The sequence below is a fragment of the Marinovum sp. PR37 genome, assembly GCF_028807375.1.
In the GTDB taxonomy this organism is placed as follows: domain Bacteria; phylum Pseudomonadota; class Alphaproteobacteria; order Rhodobacterales; family Rhodobacteraceae; genus Marinovum; species Marinovum algicola.
Genome location: NZ_JARAML010000008.1, coordinates 105,092 through 121,600 on the forward strand (window position 1 = coordinate 105,092; position 16,509 = coordinate 121,600).

Annotated in this window: 13 protein-coding genes and 1 pseudogene; 7 read left to right on the forward strand and 7 right to left on the reverse strand. The window is 68.5% G+C overall.

What is annotated here, in order from left to right; all coding sequences use genetic code 11:
• Positions 1-35: 35 nt before the first annotated feature.
• The gene (locus PVW49_RS09335; RefSeq protein ID WP_274590429.1) at positions 36-1,118 is read right to left on the reverse strand and encodes an extracellular catalytic domain type 1 short-chain-length polyhydroxyalkanoate depolymerase; all 1,083 of its coding nucleotides are present in this window, start codon (positions 1,116-1,118) and stop codon (positions 36-38) included.
• Between the two features lie 512 nt (positions 1,119-1,630).
• Between PVW49_RS09335 and PVW49_RS09340 the strand changes: the two genes are divergently transcribed.
• Positions 1,631-2,857 (forward strand): MFS transporter, encoded by a 1,227-nt coding sequence (locus tag PVW49_RS09340; RefSeq protein ID WP_274590430.1) that lies wholly within the window; start codon positions 1,631-1,633, stop codon positions 2,855-2,857.
• 23 nt (positions 2,858-2,880) lie between these two features.
• Here the strand turns inward: PVW49_RS09340 and PVW49_RS09345 are convergent, their stop codons facing one another.
• The 3 genes from PVW49_RS09345 to cysS all read right to left on the reverse strand — a co-directional run bounded on the left by PVW49_RS09345 (position 2,881) and on the right by cysS (position 6,710).
• Entirely contained in the window at positions 2,881-3,639 is a 759-nt protein-coding gene (locus tag PVW49_RS09345) for a squalene/phytoene synthase family protein (protein ID WP_274590431.1), read from the reverse strand.
• Positions 3,639-5,249, reverse strand: coding sequence for a citramalate synthase (gene cimA, locus PVW49_RS09350; protein WP_274590432.1), 1,611 nt, complete (start codon positions 5,247-5,249; stop codon positions 3,639-3,641). Before cimA ends, PVW49_RS09345 begins: the two co-directional genes overlap by 1 nt.
• A gap of 99 nt (positions 5,250-5,348) precedes the next feature.
• The gene (gene cysS, locus PVW49_RS09355; protein WP_274590433.1) at positions 5,349-6,710 is read right to left on the reverse strand and encodes a cysteine--tRNA ligase; all 1,362 of its coding nucleotides are present in this window, start codon (positions 6,708-6,710) and stop codon (positions 5,349-5,351) included.
• 322 nt (positions 6,711-7,032) lie between these two features.
• On the opposite strand from cysS, the pseudogene PVW49_RS09360 reads away from it, so the two are divergent.
• From PVW49_RS09360 to PVW49_RS09370, 3 genes and pseudogenes are all read left to right on the forward strand, one after another.
• Positions 7,033-7,302 (forward strand): annotated as a pseudogene (locus PVW49_RS09360) (MmcQ/YjbR family DNA-binding protein); the annotation flags it as partial.
• 54 nt (positions 7,303-7,356) lie between these two features.
• Complete coding sequence (locus tag PVW49_RS09365; protein ID WP_048531164.1) at positions 7,357-8,538, forward strand: pyridoxal phosphate-dependent aminotransferase; 1,182 nt, start codon at positions 7,357-7,359, stop codon at positions 8,536-8,538.
• Entirely contained in the window at positions 8,535-8,876 is a 342-nt protein-coding gene (locus PVW49_RS09370) for a TfoX/Sxy family DNA transformation protein (RefSeq protein ID WP_048531162.1), read from the forward strand. Before PVW49_RS09365 ends, PVW49_RS09370 begins: the two co-directional genes overlap by 4 nt.
• Before the next feature lie 67 nt (positions 8,877-8,943).
• On the opposite strand, the gene PVW49_RS09375 is transcribed toward PVW49_RS09370, so the two are convergent.
• A complete protein-coding gene (locus PVW49_RS09375) occupies positions 8,944-9,492 on the reverse strand; it encodes an NUDIX hydrolase (protein WP_074834998.1) in 549 nt (182 codons plus the stop codon).
• Positions 9,493-9,587: 95 nt separating this feature from the next.
• Positions 9,588-10,010, reverse strand: coding sequence for a nucleoside-diphosphate kinase (gene ndk, locus PVW49_RS09380; RefSeq protein ID WP_274590434.1), 423 nt, complete (start codon positions 10,008-10,010; stop codon positions 9,588-9,590).
• Between the two features lie 196 nt (positions 10,011-10,206).
• On the opposite strand from ndk, the gene PVW49_RS09385 reads away from it, so the two are divergent.
• The 3 genes from PVW49_RS09385 (at position 10,207) to PVW49_RS09395 (ending at position 13,473) form a co-directional block, all read left to right on the forward strand.
• Positions 10,207-12,069, forward strand: a complete 1,863-nt coding sequence (locus PVW49_RS09385; protein ID WP_274590435.1) for an ABC-F family ATP-binding cassette domain-containing protein — start codon at positions 10,207-10,209, stop codon at positions 12,067-12,069.
• 137 nt (positions 12,070-12,206) lie between these two features.
• Entirely contained in the window at positions 12,207-12,848 is a 642-nt protein-coding gene (locus PVW49_RS09390) for a MarC family protein (RefSeq protein WP_074835002.1), read from the forward strand.
• Between the two features lie 43 nt (positions 12,849-12,891).
• Positions 12,892-13,473: a retropepsin-like aspartic protease family protein gene (locus tag PVW49_RS09395; protein ID WP_274590436.1), complete on the forward strand. Its 582-nt coding sequence runs from the start codon at positions 12,892-12,894 to the stop codon at positions 13,471-13,473.
• On the opposite strand, the gene PVW49_RS09400 is transcribed toward PVW49_RS09395, so the two are convergent.
• Entirely contained in the window at positions 13,457-16,483 is a 3,027-nt protein-coding gene (locus tag PVW49_RS09400; RefSeq protein ID WP_274590437.1) for a caspase family protein, read from the reverse strand. The two genes, PVW49_RS09395 and PVW49_RS09400, sit on opposite strands and share 17 nt — an antisense overlap.
• Positions 16,484-16,509 lie beyond the last annotated feature (26 nt).

Genomic DNA, 16,509 nt, shown 5'->3' on the forward strand with positions numbered 1-16,509 from the left:
TCAAGCTCTCTGCCCGTGGCGCCCCGTTCGGGCAATCATTCCCCCCGGCGCGGCAATCCGAGAAAGAACCGCAGCATTTCCGCGCTCGCGTCGGGCCCCTCGGCATCGGTGTAGCTGCCCGCCGGAACGCCGCCCGACCAGGCATGGCCAAGACCGTCGATCTGCCAGTGTTCCATGGCCGGCGTGCCGTCGGCTGCCAGCACGCTGGTGCGGGTGAAACTGCGCCCGCCGGCATTTCCGCCATCGATCACCTCGGCCCCGCCGGGATTGGCCTGGCTGGCGATGCGGCCGCCATTGGCCGGGGCGACGGTGCTGTCGGCGCTGCCGTGAAAAACGATGGTGGGCAGCGGCGGGCCGGAGGCATCCTGCATTGCCGCCGGGCTTCCGGCCATGGCGGCAAAAGCGCCATGCGCCGTGTTCGCGGCCTTGTACGGCAGCCCGGAATGCGCCCCCACGGCGGCAAAGAGATCGGGATAGCTGCGCCCGAGGATCACCGCCATCGCCGCCCCGGCCGAGAGCCCGGCGACAAAGACCTTGCCCGCCGGTACATCATGGCGCTCGTACAATTCGCGGGTCAGCCCGGCGAGGATCGCGGGCTCGCCCGCGCCCCGCTCCTGGTCGTCGGTGGAGAACCAGTTCCAGCAGGCATTCACATTGGCCGAACGCGGCTGGGCCGGATAGACGACGATCAGCCCGTGGTGATCCGCCAACCGGTTCATGCCGGTGCCAATGGCGAAATCAACCGGCGTCTGGGTGCAGCCATGCAGCATGAGGATCAGCCCCCGCGGCCGGCCCGTCAGCCGCGGCAGATAGACCCGGTACTCGCGACGGCCGGCGGCACAGGCAAAGGTGCCGGCATCGAAGCGCGCGCCCTCGGGCAGCGGCGCCTCCTCGGGCTCCGGCCCCGGCATGCCGATCCCCGGCATCCGGGCGGCGATATCGGCCAGGGTCTCGCCCAGCGCCTTGCGCGGGCTTTCGGCGCTCTGCGGATTGCCGCCAGCGGTATCTGCCGCAACCCCGCCAAACGAGGTGCGGAGCCTGTCGGCCGCCTCGGCCAAGGTGCTGCTCCGCAGGGCCTCTGTCGCCCGTTGCATGGCCGAGGAAAATCGAGAGTTCATTGCCCTCTCCTTGTCAGGGGATGCCGCCCGTCGCAATGTTCCGCGCCGTGCTGGCCTGTCGGTCATCCTGCGCGGCGGCCTGCGATGTTCATCATTAACTGCCGTTTCGGGCACAGGTATATCCCGGGACGGCCCGACCACAAGCTGCGGCGCACCGCCTGCCCGATATTTGCGCGCCGCCCGGTCGCTGGACACCCGCCCGTCAAAGGTGGCCGAGGACCGGGATGGCCGAGATGCAGTTTTGTGCAGGTCGGCCAGCCCGCTCCGCGCGATCGTCCGGGTTTTGCCTTGCGCCGCACTTTTGCCGGCGTCGCCGCCCCTACCGCTCGGCGTGTCGCACGGCCGTTTCCCTTGCCCGATGCCTTCGTCGGCAATGCTCAGCCCGGCGGCCCCGATCTCGACCGCCGCCGCCACAGACGATCCCGCGTCTCCTTTCCATGTGTGACGCGGGTCACCCAAGGCCGGGAAATCGGCGCTTGCCGCGCCCGGCGCGGCGGCTTACCGATTGCCTCATGACAGATCTTGCCGCTCCCACCCCCGCCGACAGCCGTGCCCGGCGCAATGTGGTCGTTCTTGTGCTCGCCCAGGCGATCCTCGGGGCGCAGATGCCGATGATCTTTACCATCGGCGGCCTGGCCGGGCAGTCGCTGGCTTCCAACGTCTGTTTTGCAACGCTGCCGATTTCGCTGATCGTGATCGGCTCGATGGTCACCGCGACGCCGATTTCCGCCTTCATGCAGCGCTATGGCCGGCGGGCGGGGTTTTTCGTCGGGGCGCTTGGCGGCGCGCTCGGCGGGTTGATCGGTGCCTACGCGCTTTATCTTCAGAGCTTCCCGCTCTTCCTCCTCGGCTCTTTCCTGACCGGGATCTACATGTCGGCGCAGGGCTTCTACCGCTTCGCCGCCGCCGACACCGCCTCGGACGATTTCCGCCCCAAGGCGATCTCCTATGTCATGGCCGGCGGCCTGGCCTCGGCGGTGATCGGCCCGCAGCTGGTCAAGCTCACCGCCGATGCCTATGTGATCCCCTTCCTCGGCACCTATGCCACGGTGATCGCCGTCAACCTGCTGGGCGCGCTGCTGTTTCTCTTCCTCAACATCCCCCGGCCGCCGGTGCCCGCAGCCGATGCCCCCAAGGGCCGGTCCCGCCGCGAACTGATCGCCACGCCGCGCATCGCGGTGGCGGTGATCTGCGCCATGGTGTCTTATGCGCTGATGAACCTGGTGATGACCTCGACGCCGCTGGCGGTTGTCGGCTGCGGCTTTGACAAGAACAACGCCGCCGACGTGGTCACCGCCCATGTGCTGGCAATGTTCGTGCCCTCGTTCTTTACCGGCCATCTGATCGCGCGCTTCGGGGTCGAACGGATCATGGGCCTGGGGCTGGTGATCCTCGCCGTCGCCGGCGGTGTCGGGCTGGCCGGCGTCGCGCTCGAGAATTTCTTTGTCGCGCTGGTGCTGCTCGGCCTCGGCTGGAACTTCGGCTTTATCGGCGCCACCACCATGCTCGCCGCCGCCCATGCGCCGGAGGAACGCGGCAAGATGCAGGGCCTCAATGACCTGATCGTCTTTGGCGGCGTCTCGGTGGCCTCGCTGGCCTCGGGCGGGCTGATGAATTGTTCCGGCGGCACGCCGCAGGCCGGGTGGACGGCCGTCAACATGGCGATGGTGCCCTTCCTGGTGCTGGCCGGCGGCGCGCTGCTCTGGCTGATGCTGCGGCCCCGGCCCGAAGCGGCCTGAGGCGGCCTGAGGCGGCCCGAGGCTCAGACCCCGCTGCGCAGGGCCCGCCAGATCAGCCGCGCCCGCTTGCCTGCGTCCGACAGGCCGAGGCTGCCCCGCGCCACCCGCCCGGGATCGGCCGTCACCTGTTTCAGCAGAGCCTCGGCCTGCCAGGTGCTGCGCAGCGCTACGCTCTGGGCCGGCGACACCGCCGCCCGCCCCCGCCGCAGCCGTTCCAGCGCCGCCGCTGCCAGCGCCCGCACCGCCTCTGGCCGCCCGTCTACCAGCGGCCGATGCCCCCGCGCCTCGAGCTCGGGAACGGCAACCAGGTAATGCGCCACCCCGGCGCCATAGGCGACGTCACGCACCGCCGCCTCATCCGGCGCACCATACCATAGCGCGGCGGCATACAGCAGGTTGCCCGAGGTGGCCTCGATATAGGCCTCGAACTCCGACTCGCTGGCAAAGCCCTCGCGCCCGATATCCTGCCGCCGCGCGTCGATCAGCCCGTCGAGCAACGCGCCCTGCTCCGGCGTCAGCACCAGCGCCAGCGGCGTCACCACCTCGTGGCGCCGCACCAGCCCGCCGGCGGCAATCTCGGCCAGGGCGTCGCGCCACCATTGCAGCCGCATCTCGGCAATCATCGGCTCCTGGGTCATCCAGGGCGCCCGCGCCACCTCGAGGTTGAAGGCAAACAGCGGAAACAGCCGGGCCCGCGCCGCGACGTCACAGGACATCACCGCCATGAAGCGGTCGGGATCGCCCTTTTCGACAAGGGCGGCGCAGGCATGCCAATCCGCCATCAGCCGGCGTCGCGGATCAGTTTCCAGCGGATCGCGTCGAGCAGCGCCTCCATCGAGGCATCGACGATGTTGGGCGAGACCCCGACCGTCGACCAGCGCCGCCCCTTGCCATCCTCGCAGTCGATGATCACCCGTGTCACCGCCTCGGTGCCGCCCTGGGTGATCCGCACCTTGAAATCCACCAGATGCATGTCGTCGATCGAGGCTTGGTACTTGCCCAGATCCCGCTTCAGCGCCTGGCTCAGCGCATTGACCGGCCCGCGATCGTTGCCCTCCTCGTCGTGGCTTTCGCTGACCGAGAGGATCTGCTCGCCGTCGATGGTCACCGCCACCACCGCCTCCGAGGCGCTGACGATGCTGCCCAGCGCATTGCGCCGCCGCTCCACCGTCACCCGGTAGCGGTCGAGCTCGAAGAACCGCCGCGCCTGGCCCAGCTCCTCGCGCGCCAGCAGCTCGAAGGAGGCCTGGGCGCCATCGTAGGAATAGCCGTCGGTCTCGCGTGATTTGACCCGGTCCAGGATGCGGCCCAGCGCCGGATCGCCCTTTTCCACCGCCAGCCCGGCATCGGCCAGCCGCGTGCGCAGGTTCGACTGCCCGGCCTGGTTCGACATCGGGATGATGCGCGTATTGCCCACCACCTCCGGATCGATATGCTCATAGGTCGCCGGATCCTTGAGGATGGCGCTGGCATGCAGGCCCGCCTTGTGGGCAAAGGCCGAGGCGCCCACATAAGCCGCCTGCCGCATCGGCACCCGGTTGAGAATCTCGTCCAGCATCCGGCTGACCCGCACCAGACCCGAAAGCGCCGCGCGCTCGACGCCGATCTCGAACAGATCGGCATAAGGCGCCTTGAGCAACAGGGTCGGGATCAGCGTCGTCAGATTGGCATTGCCACAGCGCTCGCCCAGCCCGTTGAGCGTGCCCTGCACCTGCCGCGCCCCGGCCATGACCGCTGCCAGCGATCCGGCCACCGCCGTTTCGGTGTCGTTGTGGGTGTGGATGCCCAGCCTGTCGCCCGGGATCCCTGCCGCGATCACCTCCGCCACGATCCCTCCGATCTCTTCCGGCAGGGTGCCGCCATTGGTGTCGCAAAGCACCACCCAGCGCGCCCCGGCCGCAAGCGCCGCGCGGCAGGCCTCGAGCGCATAATCGGGATCGGATTTGTAGCCGTCGAAGAAATGCTCGGCATCGAACAGCGCCTCGCGCCCCTGGGCCACGATATGCGCCACCGAGCGGGCGATGTTCTCGGTGTTCTCGGCCTTGCTGATGCCCAGCGCCGCCTCGACGTGATAGGTGTGGCTCTTGCCCACCAGGCAAATGCTGCCGGTGCCGGCATTCATCACCGCCGCCAGAACATCGTCGTTCTCGGCGCTGATGCCGGCGCGCTTGGTCATGCCGAAGGCGGTCATTCGCGCTCGCGTCTGCGGCGCGGCTTCGAAAAACGCGCTGTCGGTCGGGTTGGCGCCGGGCCAGCCGCCCTCGATGTAATCCACGCCGAGCGCATCCAGCGCCTCGGCGATCCGCAGCTTCTCGGCGGTCGAGAACTGCACCCCCTGGGTCTGTTGCCCGTCGCGCAGGGTGGTGTCGTAAAGGTAAAGCCGTTCAGCCATGACAGCGCCCCATGCTTCTTCTGTTCAAAAATACCCGTCGGGGGGAGTTCGCACCGGCGGAGGGGGGGCAGACAGCCCCCCGGAAACGCGCATCCCGCATCACAAGGCCTCCAGCTTGGCGGCGTCAAAGCCCGGTCCCGGCACCAGCTCGACGCCGGATTTGCTCATCCGCACCTCGACGCCGGCGGCGATCAGCCCCTGTTTCAGCGCATCGACACCAGAGAAATCCTTGCTCTCCATCGCCTGCGCGCGGGTCTCGTTGAAGCGGGCGACCAGCGCCGAAAGATCCACCTCGACGCGGTCCCAGCCGCCCAGCGCCTCGCCCAACAATCCGAGCAAGCCCGCCCCGGCCTTCAGCGCCGGGGCCTCCCCCTCGGCCGCCAGCCGGTGCAGCTCGGCAATCGCGCCGGCGGTGTTCAGATCATCGGCCAGGGCGGCAACCACCGCCTCGGGCAGCGCGCCCGGCTCGACGCCCTCGCAGAGCCCGCGCCACTTGCGCAGCGTGGCCTCCGCCTCATCCCGCTTCTTCACGGTCCAGTCCATCGGCTTGCCGTAATGGGTCGAGAGAAAGACAAAGCGGATCACCTCGCCCGGCACCCCCTCGTTCAAGAGATCCCGCACGGTAAAGAAATTGCCCAGCGACTTGGACATCTTCCGCCCCTCGACCTGCAACATCTCGTTGTGCAGCCAGACCCGGGCAAAATCGCCTTCCGGATGGGCGCAGCAGCTCTGGGCGATCTCGTTTTCATGATGCGGAAACATCAGGTCGTTGCCGCCGCCGTGAATGTCGAACGACGCCCCGAGCAGGGCATGCGACATCGCCGAACATTCGATATGCCAGCCGGGGCGGCCGCGGCCCCAGGGGCTCTCCCAGCCGGGCAGATCCCCGGACGAGGGTTTCCACAACACGAAATCCATCGGGTTGCGCTTGTACGGCGCCACCTCGACGCGGGCGCCGGCAATCATGTCATCCACCGACCGGCCGGAGAGCGCGCCGTAATCCTTGTAGCTCTCGACCGAGAACAGCACATGGCCCTCGGCGGCATAGGCATGGCCCTTGGCGATCAGCCCTTCGATCATCTCGATCATCTCGCCGATATATTGCGTCGCCCGCGGCATCTTGCTGGGCTCCAGCGTGCCCAGCGCCGCCATGTCGTCGAGATACCATTGCGTGGTCTCGGCGGTGATCTCCTCGATACTGCGGCCGCTTTCGGCGGCGCGGGCGTTGATCTTGTCGTCGACGTCGGTGAAGTTGCGCACATAGGTCACATGGTCCGGCCCATAGACATGGCGCAGCAGCCGGAAGAGCACGTCGAACATGATCACATTGCGCGCGTTCCCCAGGTGGGCGCGATCATAAACCGTTGGCCCGCAGAGATAAATCCGCACATTTTCCGGATCGATCGGGGCAAAGACCTCTTTTCGGCGGGCCTTGGTATTGTGCAGTCTGATCTCGGTCATAACCTCTCCTCACGGGCGCGCAGGCGCTCGCGGCGGGCTTAGCAAGATCGGTTCACAAAGGAAAGAAAGAGCAGGCCCGCCGACAAGTGTCAGCGGATAATGCAGCAAATGATGATTGCCTGGATGCTCATGCGGCCCGACCTAGCACAGGACGTGCGCCGCGCCAAGCGCGGACTTGCCCCCGGCCGGCCTCTTGCGCGACTCGCCCGGCCGCCGCACCATGGGTGTCATGTCACGCGAGATGGTGAATACGATCTGCGCCGCCATGCCCGGCGCCGAGGTCTCCGACCCCTAGGGCGGCGGCCACGACGCCTGGAAGGTCGCCGGCAAGATGTTCGCCTGTGTCGGCGCTCTGGGCGGCGGCGTCTCGGTCAAGACCGCCGATGTCGAGAGCGCCAGCGCGCTGATCGAGATCGGCCGGGCGGTCAAGGCACCGTACTTCCACCGCTCCTGGGTGCAGGTGCCCTTCGAACGGCTCGGTCCCAAGGACATCACCGACGAGGAGCTGCGCGAACGGCTGGTGGCCTCCTACCGGATCGTGCGCGCGAAGCTGCCGAAGAAGGTGCAGGCCGGGCTCGACCCGGCGGAGTGATTGACATCCCGGCACGGCGCTGTCTGCATGGCGAAAAGTCGAAAGGGGCGCGATATGCGGATATCCGACAGGTTGGCCACATTGGTGAGCGATGGCGACGGCTGGGGCGTGTTCTACAAGGCGCGCGCCCTGGTGGCCGAAGGCGTGGCGGTCACCGAGCTGACGATCGGCGAACATGACATCCCCACCCATCCCCGCATCCTCGAGGAAATGCACCGCGCGGCGCGGGGCGGCCATACCGGCTATGCCGCCGTGCCCGGCACCGATGCGCTGCGCGACAAGGTGGCGGCGCATGTCACCGAGCGCAGCGGCGTGCCCACCGGGCGCGGCAACGTGCTGATCACCCCGGGCGGACAATCCGGGCTGTTCGCGGCGCATATGCTGGCCTGCGCGCCGGGCGACCGGGGGCTGTTCATCGATCCCTATTACGCCACTTACCCCGGCACCATCCGCGCCGCCGGCGCCCTGCCGGTGCCGGTCGCGGCGCGTGCCGAGGATGGGTTCCAGCCAGATCCGGCGCGGATCGCGGCGGCGGCGGCGGGCGCGACCTCGCTGCTGATCAACACCCCCAACAATCCCACCGGCATCCTCTATGACCGCGACCGGCTGCAAGGGCTGGTCGATCTGACGCGCACACGCGGTCTGTGGCTGATCTCGGACGAGGTCTATGACACCATGGTCTGGGAGGGCCGGCACCTGAGCCCGCGCGCTCTGCCCGGTGCGCGCGATCACACGCTGGTGGTGGGCTCGATGTCCAAGAGCCACGCCATGACCGGCAGCCGCATCGGCTGGGTGATCGGCCCGGAGCCGGCGATCTCGGCGCTGATCGACCTGGCGACCCACACCACCTATGGCGTGCCGGGATATATCCAGGATGCGGCGCTTTTCGCGCTCGACGAAGGCGCCTGGCTGGAAGAGGAAATCGCCGCGCCCTTCCGCCGCCGCCGCGATCTGGCGGCGGGAATTGTCGCCGGGTGCCCGGTGGTGCAGAGCGCCCCGGCGCAGGGCGCGATGTACCTGATGCTCGACATCCGCCGCACCGGGCTCTCCGGGCTGGGGTTTGCCGAGGCGCTGCTCGACCGGCACCGCATTGCCGTCATGCCCGGCGAAAGCTTTGGCCGCGCCGCGGCCGGCCATGTGCGGGTGGCCCTGACGGTCGAGGATGCGGCGCTGGCCCGGGCGCTCGACGTGCTGCTGCGCTTTGCCGAAGACCTTTGCCGGGAGGCGGCGGAATGAGCGATCCGGTCAGTTCGATCCGCAATCTCGGCCCGGCGATGGAGGCGGCCTGCGCCCGCGCCGGCATCACCAGCGCCGACGCGCTGCGCGCGCTGGGGGCGGATGTGGCCTACGGCAAACTGATCGCCAGCGGCATGCGCCCGCATTTCATCGGCTATTACGTGCTGGTGATGGGGCTTCAGGGGCGGCCGTGGAACGATTGCCAGGGCGCGGAGAAACAGGCGCTGCGCCAACGTTTCGACGCGCTCAAGGCGGCACAAAAGCCCGCCGGGGCCCCTGACAGCGGCATCGAGCGCATCCTGGACGAGATCGGCGTGGTCGAGGCGGCGCGACGGTGAAGTCCTGCGGGCCCGCGGTTCGAGGGGCCTTGGCCGAAGAGACCCCGGCGCGGGGGTCCGGGGCGGGTCAGGCGGGGAGTTTCATCCGGGCAAAGGCCCAGGCGGCGGCCATGTGGGTGATGGCAAAGCGCGGCGTACCGAGCGCGGCGTCGAGCTCTTCCGGGGTGGCGAAGCTCACTTCCATCTCTTCGAGATCGCCGGGGTCGGGTTCGGCCACCTTTTCGCAGTCGAGGGCGAGGAAATAACTGCCCGAACAGCCACGCTGGTTGCCGTTGTCGACATAAGTGCCCATCGGGATGAAGGCCCCGGCCCGATAGCCGGTTTCCTCCATCAGCTCACGGCGGCCGGCCGTTTCCGGGTCTTCGCCCGCGTCGACGAAACCGCCGGGAAAGGTGATCGAGACGCAGCGCGGGCCATGCTTGTATTGCTCGAGGATCAGGATGCGGCCCTCGGGTGTGACCGGCACGACCGAAACGAAGGGACGCAGGTGGACCTGATAGAAATCGTCGACCTGACGGCCATCGGGCAGTTCGACCGTCTCGCGCGCGACCTTGAGATACGGCGCGGCCTCGAAGACGATGTCCTTGCGGAGGGTTTTCCAATGCCTGTCAGCCATGTCCGGCGTCGCCCTGTGATTGTCTGAACGTCTTGAAACGGAAAACGCCGCCCCGGGACCGGGGCGGCAGCATTCATCGGGTCGGCGCGGACGGCTCAGCCGACCAGTTCGAGGCCCGAGAAGAAATAGGCGATCTCGACCGCGGCGGTTTCCGGCGCGTCGGAGCCGTGCACCGAGTTCTCGCCCACGGATTCGGCAAACTCGGCACGCACGGTGCCCGGCGCCGCATCGGCGGGGTTGGTGGCGCCCATCACTTCGCGGTTCTTCTGGATGGCGTTGTCGCCCTCGAGCACCTGCACCACCACCGGCTCGGAGGCCATGAACTCGCAGAGTTCGTCGTAGAAGGGACGCTCGGCGTGCACTTCGTAGAACTTGCCGGCCTGGGCCTTGGTCAGCTGAATGCGCTTCTGCGCGACGATGCGCAGACCGGCGTCCTCGAATTTGGCATTGATCTTGCCGGTGAGGTTGCGGCGGGTGGCATCGGGTTTGATGATGCTGAGCGTGCGTTGGGTTGCCATCGGGCGGTCTCCTGTTTGAGACCGGGGATATGCGCCCCGGCCGGTCTGAAATCGGGCGTGCGATAGCACGGGGGTTGCGGCATGGGAAGGGGGCTTTGCCCCCTCGGCCTGCGGCCTCACCCCCAGGAATATTTTCGGCCAGAAGAAGGGCCGGAGGTGGCTGGTGTGTGGGGCCCGGCTCTGCTAGAGCGCGGCCATGCTGACGATTGATGACATCTCCTATTCGGTGGAAGGGCGCCTGCTGCTTGACGGCGCCAGCGCGCGGATCCCCGCCGGCCACAAGGTCGGGCTGATCGGCCGCAACGGCACCGGCAAGACCACGCTGTTCCGGCTGATCCGCGGCGAGCTGGCGCTGGAAGGCGGGGCGATCACCCTGCCCCAGCGCGCCCGCATCGGCGGCGTGGCCCAGGAGGTGCCGGCCAACGAGGTGTCCCTGCTCGACACCGTGCTGGCCGCCGACACCGAGCGGGCGGCGCTGATGGCCGAGGCGGAGGAGGCCGAGGACGCCACCCGCATCGCCGAGGTCCAGACCCGGCTGGCCGATATCGACGCCTGGAGCGCCGAGGCGCGGGCCTCGTCGATCCTCAAGGGCCTGGGGTTCGACGATGCCGAGCAACTGATGCCCTGTTCAGCCTTTTCCGGCGGTTGGCGGATGCGGGTGGCACTGGCCGGCGTGCTCTTTGCCCAGCCCGACCTGCTCTTGCTCGACGAGCCGACCAACTATCTCGACCTCGAGGGCGCGCTCTGGCTGGAGAGCTATCTGGCGAAATATCCGCATACGGTGATCATCATCAGCCACGACCGCGGGCTATTGAACCGTGCCGTGGGCGCGATCCTGCATCTCGAGGATCGCCAGCTGACCTTCTACCAGGGCCCCTATGACCAGTTTGCCCGCCAGCGCGCCGAACAGCGTGCGGTGCAGGCCTCGATGGCCAAGAAGCAGCAGGCCCGGGTGGCGCATCTGCAAAGCTTTGTCGACCGGTTCCGCGCCAAGGCCTCGAAGGCCAAGCAGGCGCAGGCGCGGCTGAAGATGATCGAGAAGATCGATCTGGTGGCGGCGCCGGAAGAGGTGGCGCGCCGGGTCTTCACCTTTCCGCAGCCCGAGGAGCTGTCGCCGCCGATCATCTCGATCGAGGGTGGCGAGACCGGCTATGACGACAAGCCGGTGCTGCGTGGGCTGAACCTGCGGATCGACCATGACGACCGCATCGCGCTCCTGGGCAAGAACGGCCAGGGCAAATCGACCCTGTCGAAGCTCCTGTCGGACCGGCTGCCGCTGATGGCGGGCAAGATGACCCGCTCGGCCAAGCTGCGGATCGGCTATTTCGCCCAGCACCAGGTCGACGAGCTGCATATCGACGAGACGCCGTTGCAACACCTGCAACGCGAGCGGCCCGAGACCCAGCAATCGAAGCTCCGGGCGCAGCTTGCCGGGTTCGGCCTGGGCGCCGATCAGGCCGAGACCGAGGTCGGCCGGCTGTCGGGCGGGCAGAAGGCGCGGCTCTCGCTGCTCTTGGCGACGCTCGACGCGCCGCATCTCCTGATCCTCGACGAACCGACCAACCACCTCGATATCGAGAGCCGCGAGGCGCTGGTCGAGGCGCTGACCGCCTATGGCGGCGCGGTGATCCTGGTCAGCCACGACATGCATCTGCTGTCGATGGTGGCCGACCGGCTCTGGCTGGTATCGGATGGCGGGGTGAAACCCTTCGACGACGATCTCGAGGCCTATCGCAAGCTGCTGCTCTCCTCGGACAAGGCGGCGAAATCCGACAAGCCCAAGCCGGCGAAGAAGGACGAGGCGCCGCGCCGCGCCACCCGCGAGAAGCTGATGGCGCTGCGCGCCGAGGTGCGCAAATGCGAGGACCGGGTGGAGAAGATCACCGACATGCATGGCAAGCTGTCGCGCAAGCTGGCCGATCCGGCGATCTACGACGCGGCCAAGACCGCCGAGCTGGCCGAGTGGAACCGCAAGTTCGCCGAGGTCGAGGAAGGGCTGAAGCGCGCCGAGGCGCTGTGGATGGCGGCGCTGGAGAAGCTGGAGAAAGTTGGCGGCTGAGCCTCCCACGGCGCGCCCCGGGCCTGACCCGGGGCCCCGCCCTCAAGCTGCCCTCTCGTGGCGATTGTGTCGCGGCACCCGCCGTGCCTGTCGTCTTCGCCCCTTGCCAAACCGCGCGCGCCGTGCTGCCTAGGGGCATGGACAGCGCCTTTCTCATCTCCGCCTTTGTCACGCTTTTCGTGGTGATCGATCCCGTCGGGCTGTCGCCGCTCTTTGTGGCCATGACCTCGGGCATGTCGCCCCGCGCCAGACGCGCCATCGCGGTGCGGGCCTGCGTGGTGGCGGTGGCGATCCTGGCGCTGTTCGGCGCTTTGGGGGAATCGGTGCTGGGCTTCATCGGCATCTCGATGCCCGCCTTCCGCATTGCCGGCGGGCTGCTGTTGTTTCTCACCGCGCTCGACATGCTGTTCGAGCGCCGCACCAAGCGCCGCGAGGACCGCGCCGAGGAGGCCGAGGACGAGGACGACGATCATGATCCGTCGGTCTTTCCGCTGGCGATCCCGCTGCTCGCCGGGCCCGGCTCGATCGCCTCGATGATCCTGCTGACCGGTGCGCGGCCGGGGATCGAGGGCTATCTCTGGGTGACCGGCGTGATGATAGCGGTGGTGGCCATCGCCTTCCTGCTGTTTCTGGCGTCGGGGCTGCTCGAGCGCGGACTGGGGCGCACCGGCATCGTGGTGGTGACGCGGCTCTTGGGCATGCTGCTGGCGGCGCTGGCGGTGCAATTCGTGCTCGACGGGCTGCGCGATTACGGGCTGGCCACCGGGCTGGCCTCGTAAAGCCGGCCCGCCCACCCTATGTCAGGGACAAAGGAGAGCGCGCATGTCGGCCATGGACACCGGACAATTGATCTATCTCGTGATGCTGCTGGCTGCGGTGGTGTTCTGGTTTGTGGTGGCAAACCGGAATTCGATGGGCAAGGTGATGCAGCATGCCGCGCTCTGGGGGCTGATCTTTCTGGGCGCGATCGCCGCTGTCGGGCTCTGGGGCGATATCCGTCAGACGGTGGTGCCGCGGCAGGCGGTGTTTTCCGATCAGGGCCGGATCGAGGTGCCGCGCAGCCCCGACGGGCATTACTACCTGACGCTCGATGTCAACGGCCATCCGACCCGCTTTGTCGTCGACACCGGCGCCACGTCGATTGTCCTGCTGGAGGCGGATGCCCGGGCGGCGGGGATCGATCCGGCACGGCTGAACTATTCCGGCACCGCGATGACCGCCAATGGCGCGGTACGCACGGCGCGGGTGGTGCTGGACGAAATCGGGTTTGAAGAGATGACCGACCGGCGGGTGACCGCCTTTATCAACGAAGGTGAAATGGCCGAGAGCCTGCTCGGCATGTCATACCTGCAACGCTTTGACCGGCTCGAGATCTCGGGCGGGCGGCTCATTCTGGAACGTTGAGGCCCGACAGCGCGGTTTCGAGGTCGTCGGCCCAGCCTTCGGCCAGCGGCAGAAGCTGATTTTCGGCGCGCAGCGCGGTGACAATGGCCAGCGCCTCGGTCAGATGCGCGCGCGGGGTCGCGTCGCTCCGGGCCAGGTTGGACAGGGTCAGCGCGATGTCGTGGCGCCATCTGGCATTGGCCGGGTCGCGCTGTACCAGATCGCGCTGAATGGTCAACGCTTCGGCAAAGGCCTGCCGGGCTGCCGCCGCATCGCCCTGCCCCAGCGCGACCGAACCGAGATTGCCGTGGCTGTAGGCCAGATCCTGCCGCCAGAGCAGATTGTCGGGGTTCGCCGCCAGCAGGGCCGCGCGCAGGTCGCGGGCCGCGCCGAACGAGGCTGCGGCGGCGGCCAGATCGCCGCCGGCCTGCGCCAGCCCGCCCAGCCGGTCATGGCTGATGGCCAAGCTGCGCTGCCAGGCACGATTGTCCGGATCCTGAGCCAGAAGCGCCGTCGTCAGCCGCAGGCTCTCTTCGAAGGCCCGGCGCGCACCGGAGAGATCGCCGGAATTCCAGAGCGCCAGGCCCAGGAAATCGTGGCTGACCGCCAGATCGCTCTGCCAGACCGTATGCGCCGGGTTCTGCGCCACCAGGGCGCGCATCGGCGCCAGCCCGGCGCGAAAGGCATCCCCGGCGGCCTGCGGATCGCCCTGCGCCAGCGCCGCCTGCCCGATCTTGTTGTAGGTGATGGAAATATCGCGGCCCAGCCCGGCATTGGCGGCCGTCAGCGGCAGGAGCCGCGCCAGCGCGCGGTCATAGGCGCCACGCGCCGCCGCCGCGTCGCCCAAGGCCAGCGCGATATCGCCGGCGAGGTTGTGGCTGATCGCGAGGTCGCGCTGCCATTGCGCATTGCCGGGGTCGCGCGCCGCCAGGCTCTCGCGCCCGGCAAGCGCGGCCGAATAAGCGGCCTGCGCCCCGGCCAGATCGCCCAGTCGTTGCAACACGTTGCCGTATTTCTCGAAAGCGATTGCCAGATCGCGTTTCAGCTCGGTATTGCCGGTATCCTGCCGCGCCAGAAGGCGCGAAAGCTCGAGCGCGGCCGCATACTGGGTCTGCGCCCCGGCCAGATCGCCCTGCGCCAGCGCGAGGTCGCCAAGCCGGGTGCGCAGGATCGAGATGTCGCGCTGCCAGAGCGGCTCGTCCGGCTGGGCGGCGCGCAACCCTTCGAAGAGCGCAAGCGCGCGGTGGTAACCCGCCGCCGCCGATGCCGTTTCGCCCAGCGCTTCGGACACATCCGCCAGCCGCCGATGCGACAGGCCGAGACCGCGCTGCCAGGCGGTATTGGCCTGGTCTTGCGTCACCAGCGCCTCGGAAATCCGCAGCGCGGCGGCGAAGGCCTCGCGCGCTTCGGCCAGCGCGCCGAGATCGAGGCGGATCTGCCCCAGCCGCTCCTGCGAGATCGCGAGATCGCTCTGATACGACAGCCTATCCGGCGCGGCGGCGGCGACAGCGGCAATCACTGTCAACGCCGCCTCGTACAGCGCGCCGGCCCCGGTCATGTCGCCGGAAAACCGCGCCACGTCGCCCAGACCGTTCTGCGCCACCCAGACCGCACGTTGCCGGGAAATGTCCTCGGGCGCGGCGGCGCGGCGGGCCTCGGCCGCCGCCAGGCTCTGCCGAAACGCCTGGCCGGCGCCGACCAGATCGCCGGTGGTCATCAGCAGGCGGCCCAGTTGATCGGTGACCAGCCGAAGCTGGTCCGGCGTCTCGCCGCTCAGCGCCTGCGCCTCGGCAAACAGCGCGGCGGCGCGGCGGTAATCGGCAATCGCCAGATCACGGCGCAGATCGGCCTCGGCGGCGCGGGCGTTGAGACTGTGGGTTTCGGCCTCGGACAGCGTCCTGACGAGGTAGTTTTCCCGCAGCGCATCACGCGACCGGCTGTCGATCTCGGCCGCCTCGGTGAGACGCGCGCGGGCGGTCTCGAAGGCGCCGAGTTCGAGCTGGCGCTCGGCCTCCTGCCGCAGCGCGGTAACCGCCGGATCGTCCGACGCCAGGGTCGCCATATCCCGGCGCAACTCGGTAAAGGCCAGGGCGGCGGCGGTCAGTTCGGCGGTCTGGTCGTTCGAAGGACGCCGCGCCAGATCGGCCGAGAGAAAGGCGCCATACAATGGCGCCAGCGGCATGTCGTTTTCCGCCGCGATGCGCTCGATCAGGCCGCGGTGGGCCGGTTGCAGCCCGGCCATGGCCAGCAGCAGCGACTCGCGTTCGGGCAGATCGGTGGTGCCGCCGGCAAAGACCATAGCCGGCAGGCCGCTTTCGACATAGGGCAGCTGCTTGCCCCGGGTGCGGTCATAGACGTCCTGCTGCACCAGCGTCAGCACCTGGCGAATTTCCAGCCCCGGCGTCTCCAGGTGCCGGCTCAGCGCCTCGGTAAAGGGCGAGTTGTTGCCGGTGCCATCCGCCGCCGCCTGCCCCGGCGCGGCGGAAAAGGCATAGAGCAGGTTGTCGGCCCGCCCGAGCCGCGCCATCCCGGGGCTGACCTCGGGGCGCCGCGCCAGGCTCATCGCACCGCGCCCGGTGCCGCCGAAGGGATCAGTGCGGCAGGCATCGACGATCAGAAGCCCAACCGGCGCCACCCCTTGCAGCACCGCCGCCACCTCGTCGAGCGGCACGCCGCCGGCGCGCAGCGCATCGAGGTTGTCGGCGGGGGCATCGACCGGCAGGAGCAGGTTCTGCCCCGCCACCTCCATGCCGTGGCCGGCAAAGAACACCAGCGCCACATCCGCGCCCGCCGCGTCATACGCGAAATCCTCGATCGCGCGGCGCATCCGGCCCAGGTCGCGGTTGGTCTCGGTATAGACCTCGAAGCCGAGGGCGATCAGCCGGTCCTCGATGGTGCGGGCATCGTTGACGGGGTTTTGCAGCGGCCGCAGCGCCTCGTATCGTTCCGCCGCAAGCACCAGCGCGGCCCGGGTTTCGGCCCAGGCAAACCCCGGCAGGACCAGCAAGAGAATCGACAAAAGAACACGCATGCCGCAGGGTAACCCGAGGGGCGTGG

Excerpts from the sequence above, each read along its gene's own strand:
- PVW49_RS09365 (WP_048531164.1), top strand. The coding sequence starts at position 7,357 with ATGCGGATATCCGACAGGTTGGCCACATTGGTGAGCGATGGCGACGGC.
- PVW49_RS09395 (WP_274590436.1), top strand. The coding sequence starts at position 12,892 with ATGTCGGCCATGGACACCGGACAATTGATCTATCTCGTGATGCTGCTG.
- cysS (WP_274590433.1), bottom strand. The coding sequence starts at position 6,710 with ATGACCGAGATCAGACTGCACAATACCAAGGCCCGCCGAAAAGAGGTC.
- PVW49_RS09390 (WP_074835002.1), top strand. The coding sequence starts at position 12,207 with ATGGACAGCGCCTTTCTCATCTCCGCCTTTGTCACGCTTTTCGTGGTG.
- PVW49_RS09370 (WP_048531162.1), top strand. The coding sequence starts at position 8,535 with ATGAGCGATCCGGTCAGTTCGATCCGCAATCTCGGCCCGGCGATGGAG.
- ndk (WP_274590434.1), bottom strand. The coding sequence starts at position 10,010 with ATGGCAACCCAACGCACGCTCAGCATCATCAAACCCGATGCCACCCGC.
- PVW49_RS09335 (WP_274590429.1), bottom strand. The coding sequence starts at position 1,118 with ATGAACTCTCGATTTTCCTCGGCCATGCAACGGGCGACAGAGGCCCTG.
- PVW49_RS09345 (WP_274590431.1), bottom strand. The coding sequence starts at position 3,639 with ATGGCGGATTGGCATGCCTGCGCCGCCCTTGTCGAAAAGGGCGATCCC.
- PVW49_RS09340 (WP_274590430.1), top strand. The coding sequence starts at position 1,631 with ATGACAGATCTTGCCGCTCCCACCCCCGCCGACAGCCGTGCCCGGCGC.
- PVW49_RS09385 (WP_274590435.1), top strand. The coding sequence starts at position 10,207 with ATGCTGACGATTGATGACATCTCCTATTCGGTGGAAGGGCGCCTGCTG.
- cimA (WP_274590432.1), bottom strand. The coding sequence starts at position 5,249 with ATGGCTGAACGGCTTTACCTTTACGACACCACCCTGCGCGACGGGCAA.
- PVW49_RS09400 (WP_274590437.1), bottom strand. The coding sequence starts at position 16,483 with ATGCGTGTTCTTTTGTCGATTCTCTTGCTGGTCCTGCCGGGGTTTGCC.
- PVW49_RS09375 (WP_074834998.1), bottom strand. The coding sequence starts at position 9,492 with ATGGCTGACAGGCATTGGAAAACCCTCCGCAAGGACATCGTCTTCGAG.